This window comes from Chryseobacterium sp. WG23 (genome assembly GCF_024586575.1).
Classification (GTDB): Bacteria; Bacteroidota; Bacteroidia; order Flavobacteriales; family Weeksellaceae; genus Chryseobacterium.
The window spans coordinates 145,493-163,950 of the sequence record NZ_JALCZE010000007.1; the positions used below are offsets into that span (position 1 = coordinate 145,493).

Below are 18,458 nucleotides of genomic sequence, written 5' to 3' on the forward strand. Positions count from 1 at the left end.
ATTTATTTTATTTTCTTTTTAAGCTTTTCGATTTCTTCATTCTGTTTTTTCAGCTGGCTGTTCTGATCAATTAAATGAAGGGTCAGCTCTTCCACTTTTTTAAGCAGAAGAATGTTCATTTCTTTCAGTTCAATTCCATTTTTTACGGCTTCTTCAGTAGTGGGAACTTCTGGGAGATGCCCATTTTTATTGATAAAATGAGCCAGATCATTCAAAGACATCAGCTTGTAATCTTTTTCGAAAACATAATCTGCCCATCCGTTATTGGCGGCAATATCTACTTTTACTCTTTCTGTCCGGATTCCGTCTTTCACAAAAAGTTTATATTTCTGACCATCAGCAGCAATTCCGTCAGCAGGAAGCTGAGCCGTAAACCCACCAATACCGATAGTTCCGTTATTTCCTACGATCCAGTTTCCGATATTCAGCTCATTTTTAGGAGAAATGGTGTTATAAGGAACAATCTTAGTCCCGATAAAAATATTATTCTCCCCTGAAGTGATCTGCGCTGCATTAGAATATCCTATTCCTATGTTATTACTTCCTTTAACAAAAGCCCTGTATGAGTCTCCTCCAAGTATCACATTATAATTTCCCTCATTGGCATATCTCAGCGCACTAGATCCCAACGCTATATTAAAATCTCCTTTAAAGTTGCCGGATCCTATGGCACCCGCACCTATACCCACATTATTATTTCCGCCCTGAAAATTTTCCAGTGCATTCATTCCTACCGCAGTATTAGAATTTCCTGCCACGCTATTTCTCATAGAATTAAAGCCCACTGCAACATTGAATAACCCATTAGTCATTAATGATATTGCATTGTTTCCAATAGCTGTATTGCCACCACCTTCTGTAAGCTGGGTAAGTGCTCCCATTCCGAATACAGCATTATTAGTAGTGACCGAATTATCCATTCCACCCCCGAAAAACAGGTTTTTATCCCATACCTGCCCTGGGGTTGCAATATTGTGGAATATAAATCTCCCATCCAGGCTTATTCTCATCCGCTCAATATTATTTGTTTTAACAACAAGAGGTTGAGTATCTGATGTTCCTATAAAATTTGTCCCGGGAATCGTTGATGCATTTCCGGTAAGGCCCCATGATTGGGCTTGAGCATTAGAATTCAAGCCTGCTACAGCAACAAGCACAATGATTATTTTTTTCATGATTAAAAGTTATCTGGTTATTTATTTTATTTTGTTTTTGAGTTTTTCGATCTCTTCATTTTGTTTTTTCAGCTGGCTGCTCTGATCCGCCAGTTGCTTATTCTGATCAATTAAATGAAGGGTCAGCTCTTCTACTTTTTTAAGCAGAAGAATGTTCATTTCTTTCAGTTCAATTCCATTTTTCATGGCTTCTTCTGTAGTAGGAACTTCTGGAAGATGCCCATTTTTATCGATAAACCGGGCAAGGTCATTCAATGGCATCAGCTTATAATCTTTTTCAAATACATAGTCTGCCCACCCATTGTTAGCGGCAATATCTACTTTTACTCTTTCTGTCCGGATTCCGTCTTTTACAAAAAGTTTATATTTTTGTCCATCGGCAGCAACTCCATCGGCAGGAAGCTGAGTAGTAAATTGTCCTATCCCTATAGTTCCGTTGTTTCCTACGATCCAGTTTCCTATATTCAGTTCATTTTCTGGAGCCGTTGTATTATAAGGGGTAATAAAGCTTCCGATAAAAATATTATTGTTTCCGGAAGTAATGAGTTTAGCATTAGAATGTCCTACATTGATGTTTCCTGATCCTTTTGCAAAAGCTCTGAATGAGTCTCCCCCAAGTATTGTATTATAGCTTCCGACCTGGATATATCTTAAAGCACTGGTACCTACTGCTACATTAAAATCTCCTACCAGGCCTCCTGATCCCAGTGTTGAATTTCCAAGCCCCACATTTCCAAGCCCCGACTGAAAGTTCTCTAAAGCATTCATTCCTACTGCCGTATTAAAATTACCGGATACAGTATTTCTCATACTGTTTGCTCCCAGAGACACATTATTATCTCCACTTGTGATAAGAGAAAGTGCATTATTTCCTAAAGCTGTATTTCCGGATCCTGCCGTATTTTGGGTTAAAGCTCCCATTCCAAAAACAGTATTGTATAATCCTGACGGGTTATCTACCCCACCACCAAAAAACAGGTTTTTATCCCATACTTGCCCGGGTGTTGCCACATTAAAGAATATAAATCTTCCATTTTCAGTGATCTTTACCTTTTCAGCATTATTTGTCTTAAAAACTAAAGACTGATTGTCTGTTGTTCCTATGAAGTTTGTTCCGGAAACTGTTCCGGCATTTCCGGTTAGGCTCCATTGAGCATTAGCTGTTACACTGAAAACAGCAGCAAGTAAAATGATTGTCTTTTTCATGATTAAAAGTTATTTTTTGACTTATTTTTTTAACAGGAGGAAAAATGAGTTTCATCTGCCTCTGGAATACTATTATTTTTTGATAAATGGTTTAGAAATTACCCCTCCTTTTGTTTGTATGTATAAAAGGTAATTTCCTGCCGGTATATTTCTGACATCAATTTTATTCCCGTTGGTGCTTACACCCATTTTTTTACCGGATATATCGAATATTTCAATTGAATGAATACCGGTATCTGTACTAATGGTAAGAATATCCGAAACCGGGTTTGGATAGATTTTAATATCATTATTCAGCTTTATTCTTGCTTCTTTATCAAGCTCCAAAACCATTTTTACGGGAACATGTCCCTTATTTTCATTTGAAATTCTATCTACAGAGCCTCTATCACAGGGAACAATCTTCGCCGTATAGCTTTCTGCCATAATATGAGTATTAGGCAAAAGTGTTATGCTATTTCCAGCATTCATAATAATACGCTGTTTACCTCCTATGGTATAATTATGTATTGTTTTGATATCCTTTCCTACATTGTATGTGAAATTATTATTGAGCTCTGGGGTTGCCAACGTCAGATCGGTGATACACGGATAATAAGGAACCGGCTCATATGAATTCACCAGTTGAGGAAGCCCAAAAAAAGTAGTTGCCCCATTTAAGTTGATATCAGACATATTCACACTCATAGCTGATATATTTCCGTTGGGATTTATTATTTTCCCAAGATATGGCTGTCCGGGGCTGCTTACATAAACATCTCCTTTTATATTTCTTTGCAATCCGAAAAATGGATTTCCGAATACATCACCATGGATCATTGCATAATTAATATTGGAAGGTGTGGATGTCAGTAGATCTACAGCATACATATTTTCATATCCTAAAAACAAAACAGAGCCGTCTTTATTGAATTCTGAAAGATAACCACCCAGCCCGTTCACTTGCAGTGAGAAATCATTGGTAAGCTGCCCGGTTACACTATTAAAAGAGTACACCTGATTTTTAAGATCAGAAACAGGCTTCCAGAGAGAAATGCATACAAAATGGGTATAATTTACACTTCTGTTAACTCTTGGTGATGCCTTAACTCCAAAAAAGCTGGTATTTCCTAAAGGTGTTGAAAGATTTAAGTTACTGACCACAGGATTTCCGTTATGGAATCCGCTTCCGTCCACCCTATAACTGTACATATGGGTTCCATTTGGGATGAGCACCCACAAAGATCCATTACTGGCATTAGGAACTACCGTTACAGCTTCAGATTGAAAACTGTTCCCGGACGAATCTACAATCGTAATATTCTTAAATTGGGGCAAGACAGCTCCCAAAGCTCCCTGAGACATATCTACAATAGAATATTTGATCGCATTACTGCCTGTTGAAACCCCATTCTCTGTTGTGGTAATTACAAAATACTGATTGGGATTAGTGGGGTGCTTTACAATGGCAAGCTGCTCGCTTGAGCTGTGCCCATCAAGTCCTGAGCCATTTTGCATCACCTGATGATCTTTATTCCAGATAGTCTGTCCATTGGTGTAAAATAACAGATTTCCCCCGGCATCACTCACTGTACCACAGGCTTCTATTGCCGTCATCTGGCTGTTGGTAAGGGATAACGGGCTTGCATTGGAAAAATTAACGGCGGCTTTAGTTCCAAAGTACCAATTGTCATTTTCTCCCTGAGCAAATATCATATTTACTCCAAAGCTCAAAAAAAACAAAAGAAAAATCTTCGTCTTCATATTATATTATTTAAATGGATTGATGTTTAGTTTTACTATTTCCTGTACCTCTTTTCAGAGTTTCTAAATCCTTTGTTGGATCAAGTAAGTACACTTAATTTCTTCTACCTATTAAGGAGAAGAGCTTATACCGAAGATGTTTTTGTTTGGATAGATCTTTGTCCTGTATTCCCAGTATATTCACAAGATTGAATATAGGTGTTAAAACCTGTAACGGATACAGGCAGGAGGATTGTTTTTCTCATGGTTAGTTTTTATTATCATTTCAAATCTATATCACAAGCATTAAAGATATTATGCCGTTTCAATGAAATGTTATATTTTTTTCAAAAATAAAATAAATATAATTAAAAATATAAATTAAAAACTAAATAAAACGAAAATTAATTAACTATTTTACGAAAAACACTATTAAAACTGTAGTATTAGTAAACATCTGATCGGATCATAAGAACAAAATTAATACTTAAAAATATTTAGATTATCTTTGTAAAATGTAATTCTTTCAGGCTGAAGGAATTTTTATTTAAATTTTAAAATAATTCATTTGAATTTTACAGACTTACAATTAATAGAACCTATTGCAAAAGCAATCCAGGAACAAGGGTATACTAATCCTACTCCCATTCAGGAAAGATCTATTCCTGACATCTTAAATGGCAGAGATTTTTTAGGATGTGCGCAAACAGGAACAGGAAAAACAGCGGCCTTTTCTATTCCTATCTTACAGAACTTATCTAAAAAGAAAATTTCTAACAATCATATAAAAGCCTTAATCCTAACTCCTACAAGAGAACTGGCGATCCAAATAGAAGAAAATATCAATGCTTACGGTAAATATCTTCCATTAAAACAGCTTGTTATTTTTGGAGGGGTAAAACAGGGAAACCAGGAAGCTGCATTGAAGAGAGGTATTGACATTCTGGTGGCTACACCGGGAAGACTTCTTGACTTCATTGCCCAGGGCATTATCAGTCTTAAAAACATTGAGATCTTCGTTCTTGATGAAGCAGATAGAATGCTTGATATGGGGTTTGTACATGACGTTAAAAGAGTAATTAAGCTTTTGCCTCAGAAGAGACAGACTTTATTCTTTTCCGCAACCATGCCCGGGGAGATTCAGAAACTGGCTAATTCCATCCTGAATAATCCTGTAAAAGTAGAGGTAACACCTGTTTCTTCTACAGCAGATACCATCAAACAATCTGTTTATTTTGTAGAAAAAGATAATAAACTAAACCTGCTATCCCATATTCTTCAGAATGACATTTCAGATTCTGTATTGGTTTTTGCCAGAACAAAACATGGTGCCGATAAAATTGCAAGAAAGCTTCAAAAAGATATGATCTCTGCAGAAGCTATTCATGGTAATAAATCTCAAAATGCCAGACAAAATGCGCTGAATAATTTCAAATCCGGAAAAACAAGAGTGCTTGTAGCTACGGATATTGCAGCGAGAGGGATTGATATTGACGAATTAAAATTTGTGATCAATTTTGAATTGTCTGATGTTTCTGAAACCTATGTACACAGAATTGGAAGAACAGGAAGAGCCGGTGCTGAAGGAAACTCAATATCTTTTGTAGACGGACTTGATCTTCTTAATCTAAAAAATACGGAAAAACTTATCGGAAAGAAAATTCCGATTGTAAAGGATCATCCATTCCATACAGATGATCTGGTTGCTCAAAAAAGAGATTCAAACAATAAGCCGATGTCTGGAGGAGGCGAAAGACAGGGCCCGAGACCAGCAAGGACTCCCAATAATAAAAAGCCGGCTGCATCCACAGGATTTAAAAAGCCTAAGAATAAGAGTTTCACCAGAAAGAAATAAAAAAAAAGAAGCCTTTTCAAAATTTGAAAAGGCTTCTTTTTTATCTTATATTGAATAGAAATCATCTATTTGAATAGTCTTTCTGCGTTTTCAGTAGTAATCCTGTCAATCTCTGAAAAATCTTTCCCATAGATATTTACCAGTTTCCCGGCAACTAAATCAAGGTATGCACTTTCATTTCTTTTTCCTCGGTGAGGAACCGGCGCCAGATAAGGAGAATCTGTTTCCAGAACAATCTTATCTAAAGGGATTTCGTTCAGAAACTGGTCTATTTTACCGTTTTTAAAAGTAACCACTCCTCCTATGCCCAAAATAAAGTTAAGATCTACAGCATGCCTTGCCTGCTCCAGATTACCCGAAAAGCAATGAAAGATCCCTCTAAGCTTTGGATGTTTTTTTCTTTCCAGCACTTCAAATGTTTCATCAAAGCTTTCTCTTGTATGAATTACAATGGGAAGATCTTTTTCTATCGCCCAGTCAATCTGCTGTTCAAAAGCTTGCACCTGGATATCCAGGGTGGTTTTATCCCAATACAGATCGATTCCTATCTCCCCTATCGCCGGAAAATTTCTTTGATCAAGATAATTTTTAACAATATCCAGTTCTTTTTCCCAGGATTCCGGTTTTACATAACAGGGATGTAACCCCATCATTGAAAAAATCTGCCCGGGATATTCGGTTTCCAGCTGTAACATCTTTTCATGAGACTCAGAATCAATAGCAGGAAGATAAAACTCTGTAATCCCTCTATCTATAGCTCTTTGAATAGCTTCTTTTCTATCTTCATCAAATTCTTCTGCGTATAAATGTGTATGTGTATCAATCATTTTCTTATCATTTTAACAGATCTTCGTAAGGATTTTCAAGATGCATCAGCATGCCAAATGCCGGTTCCGTCTTTATTCCCCTTTTTTCAGCTCTATTATCTTCTTTTTAAAGTCTTCTCCTTTTTCCTGTAATATTTTGTATTCCGCAATCATATGCCTGTAAGCATTCTGCTCTCTGGCAGGTTTATTCTGACCAAAAATCTCAATAGGAAATTCTTCCAGCATAAAATTTAAAACAATACTTCTCTCCCCATTTAAAGTGATATTTTCAACCTTAACATCGATTTCCTGAGGAATCAGATCACATGACCTTAGTTCTTCCAAAAAATCCTCTTCAAATCCAGGATCTGCTTCACAGATAATATCCAGGTCACTGCCCGCAATATCTATTTCAATAGGAATGGTTCCCGCCAGTAAAGGCGAATACTTACTTAATTTTTCAAAAATTTTATATTTTGTGAGCACTTCAAAAGCCCTCTTCTGTCTTTCGTTTCCATTTTCCAAATAATCAATCTGTGTAAAATCAATCATTTGAAAATATTTTATGTTTTACTTTTGTACGTTGGTTTTCAATTCTCTGATCCAGTTTTTCCCTAAATTCAATAAACTTCGGATCTTTTTTATCACTCGTTGTATGTTCTAAGGCTTTGGTAATTTTAAAATTTTCTTTAATAAAATCTTTAGTATCCTCAGAAAAATAAGCATCCCCAAATTTGTCAAAGATATAGTTTACAGCCTGGGTACTGGGATGGATCATATCTTCTTTATAAAAACGATAATCCCGGAGATCATCCATTAAAATCTCATAAACAGGTAAATAATGACAGTCTTCAAACATGGATATGGATTCATGAATAGCAGTAATAAGTTTGGATTTACTCAGCTGGTTCTCAATCATTCCGTCTTTGGTATGCCTTACCGGTGAAACGGTAAATAAAATCTGCACCTCTTCTTTACAAATATCCTTAAGATCCAAAATTGTATTGTAAATGGAATCGGTCAGCTCCTGATGAGAAAGCAGTTTTTTTTCGAAAAACTTTTGGGGAATCTTATGACAATTAGCAACCAGCTGTTTCTTTGGAATAAATTCATAGATAAATGAAGTTCCATAGGTAATAATAATCCAGTCTGTCTCCTGAAGAAAAGCATTTCCTTCTTCAATAGCCCCATTGATCTTATCTAAAGTCTGATGAATATACCGTGTATCAAAACTGGTATGATGATCCAGTGAAATATATTCTTCATTATAAGTGATCAGGTCTTCTTCCTCGTAAAACAATGAATCATGAAGGATTTTTACTTCATTACGGATGGAAAGGGGGTTGAAAATTGTTCCAAAAGGATTATTAAGTGTTTGCAGCTGTCCTTGTTTTAATAAATCGGTCATTTCTGAAGCAAAGCACGAACCTATTGAAAATATTTTATCTTCAACCTCAATTTTCTTTTCTGATTTTTTAATATCAACTTCTGTTCTGAATTTCATTTTTTCAGGGGGAGTAGAAATTAAGCAGCAGGTAATAAGTTCTTATTAACGAAACCTGCCACCTGCTGGCTCTTATCTAAAATCTTATTTAGCTTTCTCTTCTCAACAAATAATTGGCCAGTTCTATAAACGGCTTTTTCTTTTCTTCAGGAATATCAATTTTCTGAAGATAGCTCTGTCCTATTTCATTGTGCTTTTCAATCAGGCGGAGCGCTTTATCATCTACTTTTGCTCTTCTGAAGATTTTTTCAACACCATAGACTTTGTCTACATTATCTGTCTTCTTAGAATACCAGTAATCCAGTTCTTTTCTCTCTTCTTCCGTAGCATGTTCTTTTGCTAATAAATAAAGAACGGTCTTCTTATTTTCATAGATATCTCCAGCATGCTTTTTACCAAACTGAGCCTGATCACCGAAAACATCAAGATAATCATCCATAATCTGGAAAGCAATCCCAATATGTTTTCCGAAATTGAAAATAGCTTTTGCATCTTTAAAATCCGCTCTGGCAATCAATGCACCGATTTCAAAAGAAGAAGCACTCAGAACTCCTGTTTTATAGGTAATCATTCTGATATAATCATCAAAAGTCACATCTTTCTGAGTCTCAAAGTTGATATCATACTGCTGTCCCTCACATAGTAAAAGCCCCGTATGGGTAAAAATCCTGATACAGGCTTTGAAAATTTCCGGCTCCAGATCTTCAAAAAATTTATAGGCTTTAAGCATCAGCCCGTCTCCGGAAAGGATACCTACATTGATTCCGTGTAGCGTATGGATGGTAGGTTTATTTCTTCTTAAAGGAGCTTCATCCATAATATCATCATGGATCAGTGTGAAATTATGGAAAAATTCTATAGCCAATGCCGGCTTTATAGCCTCTTTCAGATCTCCTCCAAACAGATCACATGCCATCAGTACCATAATGGGACGAAGACGTTTTCCCCCATGAGAAATGATGTAGTTCATCGGATCGTAAAGTTCTCTGGGTTTATCTTTAAAAGTATACTTATTGATGGCGTCGCCAACGATCTGCTGGTATCTGTCTAAAAATTCCATAAATTCTTATAATTTGAACAAAAATACGATTTTCGGGGCTTTATAAAACAAAAAACTTTGCCCAAATGGACAAAGTTTTATATGATCATTTTAATTTTTCTTTTAAGATAAGAAACTTACTAAAAGATAGGTAATACCTGCTACAATAGCTGAGATTGGAATGGTAAGTACCCAAGCCCAAAGTAAGCTTACTGTAATTCCCCATCTTACCGCAGAAATTCTTTTCGTCAATCCTACCCCGATGATAGAACCTGTGATCGTATGTGTAGTAGATACAGGAATACCGAAGTGGTCAGTAATGAATAGAGTGATTGCTCCTGCTGTTTCTGCACTTACCCCTTCCAGTGAGGTTACTTTTGTAATTTTAGTTCCCATTGTCTTGATGATCTTCCAACCGCCACTCATGGTACCCAAACCGATTGCCAGGAAGGAAACCAAAGGAACCCAAAGATAGTGCTGTGCAAAGTAATCAAAACGTCCTGCAGAAGGAATATTCAGATAAATAGGGTCATGCAACATTTCAACATGATAATAGATCAATGCGGCCCCTATGATCCCCATTACTTTCTGTGCATCATTCAAACCATGTCCCAAGCTGAATAAAGCTGAAGAAGCCAGCTGTAATCTTTTAAAAGACTGATCTGCCTTGTGTGGGTTTGATTTTTTATAAAGATGAACAATTATTAATGTAATGATGATCGATATAATCATCCCTATAATCGGTGCCATGAAGATGAACAGGAAGATAGGAATTACTTTATCAAACTTTACAACACTCTGTGTCGTTACCTGATGGAGAGCATGTTTGCAGGTTTCAAAGAATCCTAAAGCAGGTTGAGCTGCTGCCACATCGCGATAATCCATCATAAAGGCATGCATCAGAGCAGCTCCCAAAAACCCACCAATTAAGGTGTGTGATGATGAGGAAGGAATTCCAAACCACCATGTTAAAAGGTTCCAGGCAATAGCCGCTACAAGACCTGAAAATATAACTTCAAGGTTGATAAAATTCTCATTAACAGTTTTTGCAATTGTATTACCGATTTTAAATTCTCCAATAATATAAGCGGCGATAAAAAAAGCGGCAAAGTTCCAGAGTGCTGCCCAAAGTACAGCCTGGAATGGAGTTAAAACTTTTGTAGAAACAATGGTTGCAATGGAGTTGGCTGCATCATGAAAACCATTGATATAATCGAAAATTAAGGCTAAAGCAATAATAACCGTAAGTAAAATAGGAAATTCCATTTTTTGCTATGTTATGTATTGTTTAGGCGTATTTAATCATGATGTTCTCAATCGTGTTGGCAACATCTTCTGCTTTATCAGTTACTATTTCAAGATAGTTCAATACGGATGAAACTTTGATGATATTGATAGCATCATTGGTTTCAAACAATTCTACCATTGAGTTAGAAAGCAGGTCATCAGCAATATTCTCAATAGAGTTTACTTTGATACAAGCTTCTTTTACCTGTTCCATGTTCTTAAAACCTTTAAGGTTTTTCATAGCATTCTGGATTTCAAGACATGCCTTGTGGATCAGTAAAGAGAAGTCTGAATAAGCCTTCATCTCAGGTGATTTGTACAAAAAGATATATTTTGTAGAAGCATAGATGTAATCAGCGATATCATCCAATCCTGTTGCCAATGTGTGAATATCTTCACGGTCAAAAGGAGTAATGAAGTTTTTCCCCAGTTCTACAAAGATCTCGTGAGTAAGTTCATCATTTTTATGCTCAAAGTCGCTCATTTTTTTCAACATAGAGTCATCATTAAGATCGAAATCTTTGATTCCTGTGTTGAAGTCTTCAGACATTGCAACTAGATTTTCGGTTACTTTTTCAAAAAGCACGAAAAAGATTTTATCCTTTGGTTGAAAAGCGTGGAAAATATTACCAATTCCCATTTTTTAGTATTTATAATTTGAGTGCAAATTTCCTAAAAAAGGATTTGACCTGAAACTATCTAACATTAAGTTTTGTTAACATTCGCTTACCATTTGATAATCAAATAAAAAAACCGGCATTGCTGCCGGTTTTATATAGTGTCAATAAGGGTTTAGTTTGCCACTTCAGCCCTCATATCTTTTCCTTTGAACTTCATAGACTGAATATTGCTTAGGACATTGTCTTTGAATGATTTCTCAACTTCGAAGAAAGAGAATTTTTCTAAGATCTCAATATCACCAATCTCAGCTCTTTTCTTGGTCTTTCCTCCAGCAGTAGCCTGGTTGATAATATCCAAAACATCAAGTTTCTTCAAGTGATCTTTCTTTCCAAGATTAAAGAAGAATCTTACCATATTCTCATCTTTTCTTCTTGGCTTTCCACCACGGTCTCTGTCTCTTCCGCGATCTCTGTCTCGGCTATCTCTGCTGTCTCGGTCTCTTCCACGATCTCTGTCTCTATCACGACCACGGTCTCTTCTTGAGTAATCATCATCTCTGCTGCTCAATTTCTGCTCAACAAGATCGTGTTTGTCTTTGTAATATAAAGCAAGATCTTTCAATTGGAACTGTAGCAACTGGTGCACCAATTCTTCTTTTGTAAAGTTGCTTAGATCAGGAATCAGGCTATTATCAAACTCGAAAAGATCTTCGTGTTCTGTTAATAGTTTTTCGAAAACACCTCCTACCTGAGCTTTGATAATCTCTTCACCTGTAGGAATGAATTTTTCGTTGATATCAATCTTTGTTGCAGATTTGATCTGCTTCAGCTTTCTGCTTTCTTCAGGCTTAATTAAAGCCATAGAAATACCGTCTTTTCCTGCTCTACCTGTTCTACCACTTCTGTGAACAAATACTTCAGGATCATCAGGTAAAGAGAAGTGAATAACGTGAGTCAGAGAGTTTACATCCAATCCTCTTGCTGCAACGTCTGTAGCGACAAGAATATCGATATTTTTCAATCTGAATTTCTTCATTACCGTATCTCTCTGCGCCTGAGAAAGGTCTCCATGAAGTGCATCTGCTGCATACCCGTTCTGCATCAAGAAATCAGCAACCTCCTGAGTTTCCATTCTCGTTCTACAGAAGATAATGGAGTACTGATTAGGGTTTGCATCGATCAATCTTTTCAATGCTTCTTTTTTCTGACGGTAACCTACCACGTAATATTCGTGTGTAATGTTCTTCTTCACTTCGTTGATAGAACCTACTGAAATACGGTGTGGTTTTGTAAGATAATTTTTGGAAATTCTTTCCACTTCTTTATTCATCGTCGCCGAGAATAAGAAAGTCTGTTTTGTTTCCGGAGTTTCGCTTAAGATGGTTTCCAATTCGTCTTTGAATCCCATAGAAAGCATTTCATCAGCTTCATCTAATACCAACCAATGAATAGCAGAAAAGTCTAATGCTTTTCTGTTGATAAGATCAATTACTCTTCCCGGAGTTCCCACAATAATCTGTGGTTTATCCCTCAAAGATCTCATCTGATCTACAATACTACTTCCACCATAAACTGCAGTAGTTTTGATGTCTTTCATGTACTTAGAGTAATTCTTTATGTCTTTAGAAATCTGAAGACATAATTCCCGTGTCGGACAAAGCACCAATAATTGGATTTTGCGACTCGTATCGTCAATCATATCCAAAATCGGAAGCGAAAACGCTGCTGTTTTGCCTGTCCCTGTTTGCGCAAGTGCGATCAAGTCGCGAATATCTGAAAGAATAAAAGGGATAGTCTGTTTTTGGATTTCTGTTGGGCTTTCGTAGCCCAGTTCGCCAATTGCCTTAAGAATATCAGGACTTAAATTGGTTTCCGTAAATAAATTCATTAACTATTTTAAAATTTTTGCAAAGATACAATAAATATTTGACTTGTTTTTGAATAAAGTTTTAAATATACAATCTTAAATTCAGAATCCTCTACTATTTTTTTGATTTTTTGAAAATTAAATCTAAAAAAACAAGCTTGAAATTAAAGACTTGTTAAACATTATTTTTTTTTATTAAATTGGATTGATTTTTTATGGGTTATTTATGAGTTTTTAAAAAATAACAGTACGCTTATTCTTTTATTCAACCGATTGATTATTTTTGAACCTATCCGTAAAAACCTGTTGATATTTTATTATACAATTAGGAATTACGTTGGAAATTCGGCCTTATAACTATGATTTATCATTATTTTTTTTAATAATATAATGATAAAAAAAGACTGCCCTCCAAGAAGGACAGCCTTGTGTTGGTTTTGCTAACAGTTAATGGTTGGGTACACATCTTAAAAATGTAGGATCTCCATTAAGCGCCTGGCAATAGCATTCGTAAATGTAATTTCCACACTGCTCCCCTTCTTTACTGCAATAAGATCCACAGCTGTATGCAGCTGCTCCACCCTGTAATTTTTTCAAATCCATTCTTGAAATTTTTTTCAGATTTTTCATAGTATTTACGTTATAATAAGTTGGTATCTCAAAGCTAAAAAATAAAATTCCCAGCTCCGTGAACTCCAGTTTAATTTTTGGTAAACGCAAGTTTATTTTTTAACTTCGTTTAAAATAAATCGGCATATCATTTCTTACAACCCTTAGTAAACCAAGCTCACAAAATGAATACAATACAACCAGGAACACTTACCTTTCTAAAAAAGTTAGCCACTAATAATAACCGTGAATGGTTCAATGAGAATAAAAGCCTATACACAGCATCACAGGAAAATGTGATTTCTTTTTTGGAAGATTTAATAAAAGAAATGTCAGCATTTGATGAAGATCTGGCTAAAATAGACCCTAAAAAAGCAATGTTTAGAATCTATAGGGACACCAGATTTTCAAAAGACAAAGTTCCTTACAAAACCAACTTCGGAGCCTCTTTAGGAATGGGAAAAGGCAGCCAGAAAGGTGGATATTATCTTCATATTGAACCCGGTAAATCATTTCTAGCCGGCGGAATCTACATGCCTGAATCTTCTGTTTTGAAAGAGGTAAGGAAGGAAGTCTCTTTATATGGCGATGATTTTCTCAAAATTTTAAATCAAAAAGATTTCAAAAAGCACTTTCCTGAGCTTGATCAGGATGGTAAACTTAAAAAAGTTCCCCAGGGTTTTGAAAAAGAAGATCCTATGGCAGAATACCTGAAGCTTAAGAATTTTATCGTACTATACCGTTTAAAAGATGAAGAAATACTAGATAAAAAAGCAGTACAGAATCTGACAAAAATTTTTAGTCTGATGAAACCTTTTAATGATTTTCTAAACACTCCCTTTGTGTAACCAATCCGGAAACTGCTTCATAAAACAGTTCTGTTAAATTCTTACAGATACTGCAAAATTCTCTTTAACTCCCATTGATATGCCTTACAGGTAATATTGGGGAGAAAAAACAGCTATGCTTTATCATTTTATGCTGTTCCAGAATCTTTAAAACAAGCTGTTTATTAGCCAGAGGAGTCTCCCGGACAAAGAAAAAACCTGTTATATCTCATTTTCCCTCAAAACTATCAGGAAATATTATCAACTGAAAATCAACCTATTATATTTAACATTTTTTAAGATAAGTTTTACATTTTTGCTTATCTTTGCTGTTCGTCAAAAAGCTAAGGATGTCTTTATACCAAAAACTTGCAGAAAAACTACAATATATAAGTCCGAATTTCTACAAAAAAAGATATTTTAAGACCTTAAAAAATCTTAATAAAAATAATTTTTCGGAACGTAATGTAGAACCGGAACTGGTATGGATCAAGGAATACCTTCCTAAGAATGCTGTAATCCTTGACATTGGTGCGAATGTAGGAACTTTTCTCTATCAGCTGGAAAACAAGCTGGATCATGAACATATTTATGCTTTTGAACCTAATAAAAAGCTTTACCAGCGCCTTAAAAGGCTGTTTCCCACAATGCAGGTTCTGCCTTTGGCTCTTTCTGACGAAAATACAACAGCTGAATTTAAAGTTCCTGTTATTAATGGAAAAACAATTGCTTCCCGGGGAACCTTAAACACTTCTTATAAGGAAAAAGGAGAAGAAAAAAGCCTTACTGAAAAAGTAAAGGTCATTAAGCTGGATGACTGGGCTGCCATAGAGCATTTTGACAAACTGGATTTCATCAAAATAGATGTTGAAGGAAATGAAATAAAGACTCTTCTGGGAGCACAAGAAACCATCAGAAAGTTCCTGCCGACCCTAATGGTTGAAATGGAGCAAAGACACCATCAAACTCCTATATGGAATGAAATCTCTGAGGTAAAAAGCTGGGGATATGAAGCTCAGTACCTTAACAGAAACAGCTTTATCCTGGAAACACTTACAGAGGATATTTTACTGCAAAATACAAGTGACGAAAAAAATAAAACTCAGTATATCAACAATATTATTTTTATACCTAAAAACCTTTAAAATAACTTTATGAGCGTAGTAGCGAGACAAGGCTTCAAATATTCCATTATCGGTTATATTGGTTTTTTGCTGGGCACGGTTTCCGCAATATTCATTTTCCCCAACGACTTTGAATTTTACGGAAAACTTCGCTATATCCTTCCTACTGCTGAGATGTTGGTTCCTTTTGTGGTATTGGGCATTTCTTATTCTAATGTAAAGTTTTTTCATTCGGTAGAAAAAGACGGCAAAAAGCAGAATATGCTTTCGTTATCGCTGCTCACTGTTTTTGTCAATTTTCTCATTTTTGCAGCCGTATTTTTTGTGCTGCCTTATTTTTATCCGAAGTTCAGACATTCGGAAGCCTGGAAGATTAAAGAAATGATTCTTCCATTAATTTTGATTCTTTCGTTCTGTGCTATTTTCAATAAGTATACTTCGAACTATAAAAGAATTGTAGTTTCCAATATTTTTGATAACCTGTTTCCCAAAATAGCTAATCTGGGAGCATTTTGTTTGTTTTACTATTTTGCTCTTTCTCAAAAAATTGCTTTTGCATTCTTTTTCGGAATTTTTGCTTTAATGCTTTTTGGGTATATCTATTACACGAACAAGCTTGAAAAGATACATCTCGATTTTAATACAGATTATTTTAAGAAGGATGATTTATGGAAAAAGTTTTTCAATTACAGTTTTTTCGGGTTTCTGGGGACTTTTGGAAATTACCTGGCCATCAACAGTTTTATGATTGGTGAATTTATGGGTATGGAAGAGGTTGGAATTTATTCTGTGCTGTATGCCCTTATTTCGCTGATTTCCATTCCCCAATTGGGATTATTTAATATTTCGGCTCCTATTATCAACAAAACACTTGCTGACGGAGATATGGAAGAGCTGGACAGGTTTCACAAGAAGACCTCACTCTCTTTATACTTTTTAGGTGCCGTGCTGTTCTCATGCATTATGGTGGGTTTTCCTTATCTTACCCAGTTTATGCCCAAAAATGGAACTATGCTCAGAGAATATGAGCCTGTGGTCTGGATCTGGGGATCTGCCGTTTTAATAGATCTGGCAACCGGCTTCAATGGAAATATTATTTCTCTCTCAAAATACTACCGATTCAATATTCTGGTGATGCTTTTATTGGCAGGATTAACCATTGGTCTGAATTATTATTTCATTAAAAATACTGATCTGAAACTCATCGGAATTGCCCTATCTACTGCTATTTCATTATCTGTTTACAATATCATCAAAATCATCTTTAATTATATCGTGTTTAAAGTTTCTCCTCTGACTATTGAGATGATCTTTGTTTCCATTATCTGTACTTTGGCAATTACCGTAGCTATTGTTCTTCCTAACTTCAACAGCAATCTTATCAATCTGTTTTATAAACCGGCTGTCGTATTGATACTGATCTATATAGGAAACTATTTCACCAGGATATTCCCGATTGAAGATTACCTGAATATGAGGTTTATTAAAAGTGTTTTTAAATTTAAATAAATGCGCTAGTATTTAATTTCAGAAACAATACACATAGTTTAGAAATGGCGTTACGGCACCAATATTAGCATTCCACTTCACTTAAAATCCATAGAATAATATAAAAAAACGCTCCGGTTCGGAACGTTTTTTATGCAATAGAGCGTGCACTGAAGATTTCCGTATCTATTGAGCAGGAAGTTCAGGAGGCCTCATCTTATATTTATAGCTGTTAAGTGTTTTCAGAAAAGCTACAATATCAAAAACCTCATCATCTGTAAGATTCAGCCTGACAATCATCCCTGATTTATGAGGAAATTTCGGATCATTCATCTGATTGGCCTTAGGTGTTTCTCTTCCCATTCCTGCATTATACATCATCACGACATTGGCAAGCTCCGGAAACAGGCCGTTATGCATATAAGGTTTATTATCTGCAACTTCTCTCAGGGTAGGTGTTTTAAACTTTCCTACATCTTCATTTTTCAGCGTTTCCGTATATCTTCCCAGATCTTCATATTTCCTGCCATAATACGTAAGACCGAGATTATGAAATTTCTGATCCGAGAAGTAAGGTGTATTATGGCAATTGATACAATTCGCTTTAGTACGGAATAGATGCAGCCCGTTAATCTCAGCATCGGTAAGTTCATTTTTCTTTCCTCCGATAAATTTATCAAATCGGGAGGCCGGGCTCACCAATGTTCTTTCAAAAGTTGCAATCGCCCGGGAAATCCTGTCTTCAGTAACCTCCTTAGTTCCGAATGCTTTTTGAAAATAGGTTCTGTAGCCTTTTATCTTACGTATATTTTTTGTCGCCAGCTTATAGTGAAGATTCATTTCTACAGGGTTTTCAATCGGAGATTTTACCTGTTCTTCCAGTGTCATTGCCCTTCCATCCCAGAATAGAGTTTTAGCATACCCTATATTCACCAAAGTAGGAGCATTTCGGGTTCCCGTCTGCCTGTTATGGCCAAAAGAAACCCTGCTTCCATCTGCCCAACCCAGATCCGGATTATGACAGTTGGCACATGAAATCTGCCCGGATCCTGATAAACGCGGATCAAAAAAAAGCATTTTTCCCAATTCTGCTTTATCTTCAGAATACGGATTATCTGCAGGAAATTCCATTTCAGGGAGTGCTCCTATATCCTGAAATCCTTCTTTAGCCTCATCAAAAAGAGAGAGTTTAGGCCATAAAGCATGATTTCCGCTTCCATACATTTCACGCAGCTCTGTTACCGTATACCCTGTGGAATCATTGGATGTATAGGCAGACATTATGATCACTGATGCAATAGCGAGTATTGCCAGATATCTTTCCTTCAT

General features: G+C 35.9%; 16 protein-coding genes. 4 read left to right on the forward strand and 12 right to left on the reverse strand.

What is annotated here, in order from left to right; all coding sequences use genetic code 11:
* Positions 1-2: 2 nt before the first annotated feature.
* The 3 genes from MP477_RS12420 to MP477_RS12430 form a co-directional block, all read right to left on the reverse strand.
* The gene (locus tag MP477_RS12420) at positions 3-1,175 is read right to left on the reverse strand and encodes a hypothetical protein (protein ID WP_257190683.1); all 1,173 of its coding nucleotides are present in this window, start codon (positions 1,173-1,175) and stop codon (positions 3-5) included.
* A 21-nt stretch (positions 1,176-1,196) separates the two neighbouring features.
* Complete coding sequence (locus MP477_RS12425; RefSeq protein WP_257190684.1) at positions 1,197-2,381, reverse strand: hypothetical protein; 1,185 nt, start codon at positions 2,379-2,381, stop codon at positions 1,197-1,199.
* Positions 2,382-2,453: 72 nt separating this feature from the next.
* Positions 2,454-4,124 carry a T9SS type A sorting domain-containing protein gene (locus tag MP477_RS12430; protein ID WP_257190685.1) on the reverse strand — a complete coding sequence of 557 codons (1,671 nt, stop codon included), beginning with the start codon at positions 4,122-4,124 and terminating at the stop codon, positions 2,454-2,456.
* 547 nt (positions 4,125-4,671) lie between these two features.
* Here MP477_RS12430 and MP477_RS12435 point away from each other — a divergent pair.
* Positions 4,672-5,958, forward strand: a complete 1,287-nt coding sequence (locus MP477_RS12435) for a DEAD/DEAH box helicase (protein WP_230036932.1) — start codon at positions 4,672-4,674, stop codon at positions 5,956-5,958.
* Between the two features lie 65 nt (positions 5,959-6,023).
* Here the strand turns inward: MP477_RS12435 and MP477_RS12440 are convergent, their stop codons facing one another.
* The 8 genes from MP477_RS12440 to MP477_RS12475 form a co-directional block, all read right to left on the reverse strand.
* A complete protein-coding gene (locus tag MP477_RS12440; RefSeq protein WP_257190686.1) occupies positions 6,024-6,785 on the reverse strand; it encodes a TatD family hydrolase in 762 nt (253 codons plus the stop codon).
* Positions 6,786-6,857: 72 nt separating this feature from the next.
* On the reverse strand, positions 6,858-7,316 hold the full coding sequence (locus tag MP477_RS12445) for a DUF4269 domain-containing protein (protein ID WP_257190687.1): 459 nt from the start codon (positions 7,314-7,316) through the stop codon (positions 6,858-6,860).
* Entirely contained in the window at positions 7,309-8,268 is a 960-nt protein-coding gene (locus MP477_RS12450) for a GSCFA domain-containing protein (protein ID WP_257190688.1), read from the reverse strand. Before MP477_RS12450 ends, MP477_RS12445 begins: the two co-directional genes overlap by 8 nt.
* An 88-nt stretch (positions 8,269-8,356) precedes the next feature.
* Positions 8,357-9,328: a polyprenyl synthetase family protein gene (locus MP477_RS12455; RefSeq protein WP_257190689.1), complete on the reverse strand. Its 972-nt coding sequence runs from the start codon at positions 9,326-9,328 to the stop codon at positions 8,357-8,359.
* A 102-nt stretch (positions 9,329-9,430) separates the two neighbouring features.
* Complete coding sequence (locus MP477_RS12460; RefSeq protein ID WP_257190690.1) at positions 9,431-10,573, reverse strand: inorganic phosphate transporter; 1,143 nt, start codon at positions 10,571-10,573, stop codon at positions 9,431-9,433.
* 22 nt (positions 10,574-10,595) lie between these two features.
* Complete coding sequence (locus tag MP477_RS12465) at positions 10,596-11,234, reverse strand: DUF47 domain-containing protein (protein ID WP_042723220.1); 639 nt, start codon at positions 11,232-11,234, stop codon at positions 10,596-10,598.
* Between the two features lie 152 nt (positions 11,235-11,386).
* Positions 11,387-13,102 carry a DEAD/DEAH box helicase gene (locus MP477_RS12470; RefSeq protein ID WP_230036944.1) on the reverse strand — a complete coding sequence of 572 codons (1,716 nt, stop codon included), beginning with the start codon at positions 13,100-13,102 and terminating at the stop codon, positions 11,387-11,389.
* 426 nt (positions 13,103-13,528) lie between these two features.
* Positions 13,529-13,711 (reverse strand): hypothetical protein, encoded by a 183-nt coding sequence (locus MP477_RS12475; RefSeq protein ID WP_230036946.1) that lies wholly within the window; start codon positions 13,709-13,711, stop codon positions 13,529-13,531.
* 164 nt (positions 13,712-13,875) lie between these two features.
* Here MP477_RS12475 and MP477_RS12480 point away from each other — a divergent pair, with 164 nt between their 5' ends.
* The 3 genes from MP477_RS12480 (at position 13,876) to MP477_RS12490 (ending at position 17,150) form a co-directional block, all read left to right on the forward strand.
* On the forward strand, positions 13,876-14,538 hold the full coding sequence (locus MP477_RS12480) for a DUF2461 domain-containing protein (protein WP_257190691.1): 663 nt from the start codon (positions 13,876-13,878) through the stop codon (positions 14,536-14,538).
* Between the two features lie 329 nt (positions 14,539-14,867).
* A complete protein-coding gene (locus tag MP477_RS12485) occupies positions 14,868-15,662 on the forward strand; it encodes an FkbM family methyltransferase (protein WP_230036950.1) in 795 nt (264 codons plus the stop codon).
* 9 nt (positions 15,663-15,671) lie between these two features.
* Positions 15,672-17,150 (forward strand): lipopolysaccharide biosynthesis protein, encoded by a 1,479-nt coding sequence (locus MP477_RS12490; RefSeq protein ID WP_257190692.1) that lies wholly within the window; start codon positions 15,672-15,674, stop codon positions 17,148-17,150.
* Positions 17,151-17,315: 165 nt separating this feature from the next.
* Here MP477_RS12490 and MP477_RS12495 read toward each other — a convergent pair whose 3' ends face one another.
* A complete protein-coding gene (locus tag MP477_RS12495) occupies positions 17,316-18,458 on the reverse strand; it encodes a cytochrome-c peroxidase (RefSeq protein ID WP_257190693.1) in 1,143 nt (380 codons plus the stop codon).

Bases quoted from the DNA above. Each gene is read 5' to 3' on its own strand.
- MP477_RS12420 (WP_257190683.1), bottom strand. From the start codon at position 1,175: ATGAAAAAAATAATCATTGTGCTTGTTGCTGTAGCAGGCTTGAATTCT.
- MP477_RS12425 (WP_257190684.1), bottom strand. From the start codon at position 2,381: ATGAAAAAGACAATCATTTTACTTGCTGCTGTTTTCAGTGTAACAGCT.
- MP477_RS12430 (WP_257190685.1), bottom strand. From the start codon at position 4,124: ATGAAGACGAAGATTTTTCTTTTGTTTTTTTTGAGCTTTGGAGTAAAT.
- MP477_RS12440 (WP_257190686.1), bottom strand. From the start codon at position 6,785: ATGATTGATACACATACACATTTATACGCAGAAGAATTTGATGAAGAT.
- MP477_RS12445 (WP_257190687.1), bottom strand. From the start codon at position 7,316: ATGATTGATTTTACACAGATTGATTATTTGGAAAATGGAAACGAAAGA.
- MP477_RS12450 (WP_257190688.1), bottom strand. From the start codon at position 8,268: ATGAAATTCAGAACAGAAGTTGATATTAAAAAATCAGAAAAGAAAATT.
- MP477_RS12455 (WP_257190689.1), bottom strand. From the start codon at position 9,328: ATGGAATTTTTAGACAGATACCAGCAGATCGTTGGCGACGCCATCAAT.
- MP477_RS12460 (WP_257190690.1), bottom strand. From the start codon at position 10,573: ATGGAATTTCCTATTTTACTTACGGTTATTATTGCTTTAGCCTTAATT.
- MP477_RS12465 (WP_042723220.1), bottom strand. From the start codon at position 11,234: ATGGGAATTGGTAATATTTTCCACGCTTTTCAACCAAAGGATAAAATC.
- MP477_RS12470 (WP_230036944.1), bottom strand. From the start codon at position 13,102: ATGAATTTATTTACGGAAACCAATTTAAGTCCTGATATTCTTAAGGCA.
- MP477_RS12475 (WP_230036946.1), bottom strand. From the start codon at position 13,711: ATGAAAAATCTGAAAAAAATTTCAAGAATGGATTTGAAAAAATTACAG.
- MP477_RS12480 (WP_257190691.1), top strand. From the start codon at position 13,876: ATGAATACAATACAACCAGGAACACTTACCTTTCTAAAAAAGTTAGCC.
- MP477_RS12485 (WP_230036950.1), top strand. From the start codon at position 14,868: ATGTCTTTATACCAAAAACTTGCAGAAAAACTACAATATATAAGTCCG.
- MP477_RS12490 (WP_257190692.1), top strand. From the start codon at position 15,672: ATGAGCGTAGTAGCGAGACAAGGCTTCAAATATTCCATTATCGGTTAT.
- MP477_RS12495 (WP_257190693.1), bottom strand. From the start codon at position 18,458: ATGAAGGAAAGATATCTGGCAATACTCGCTATTGCATCAGTGATCATA.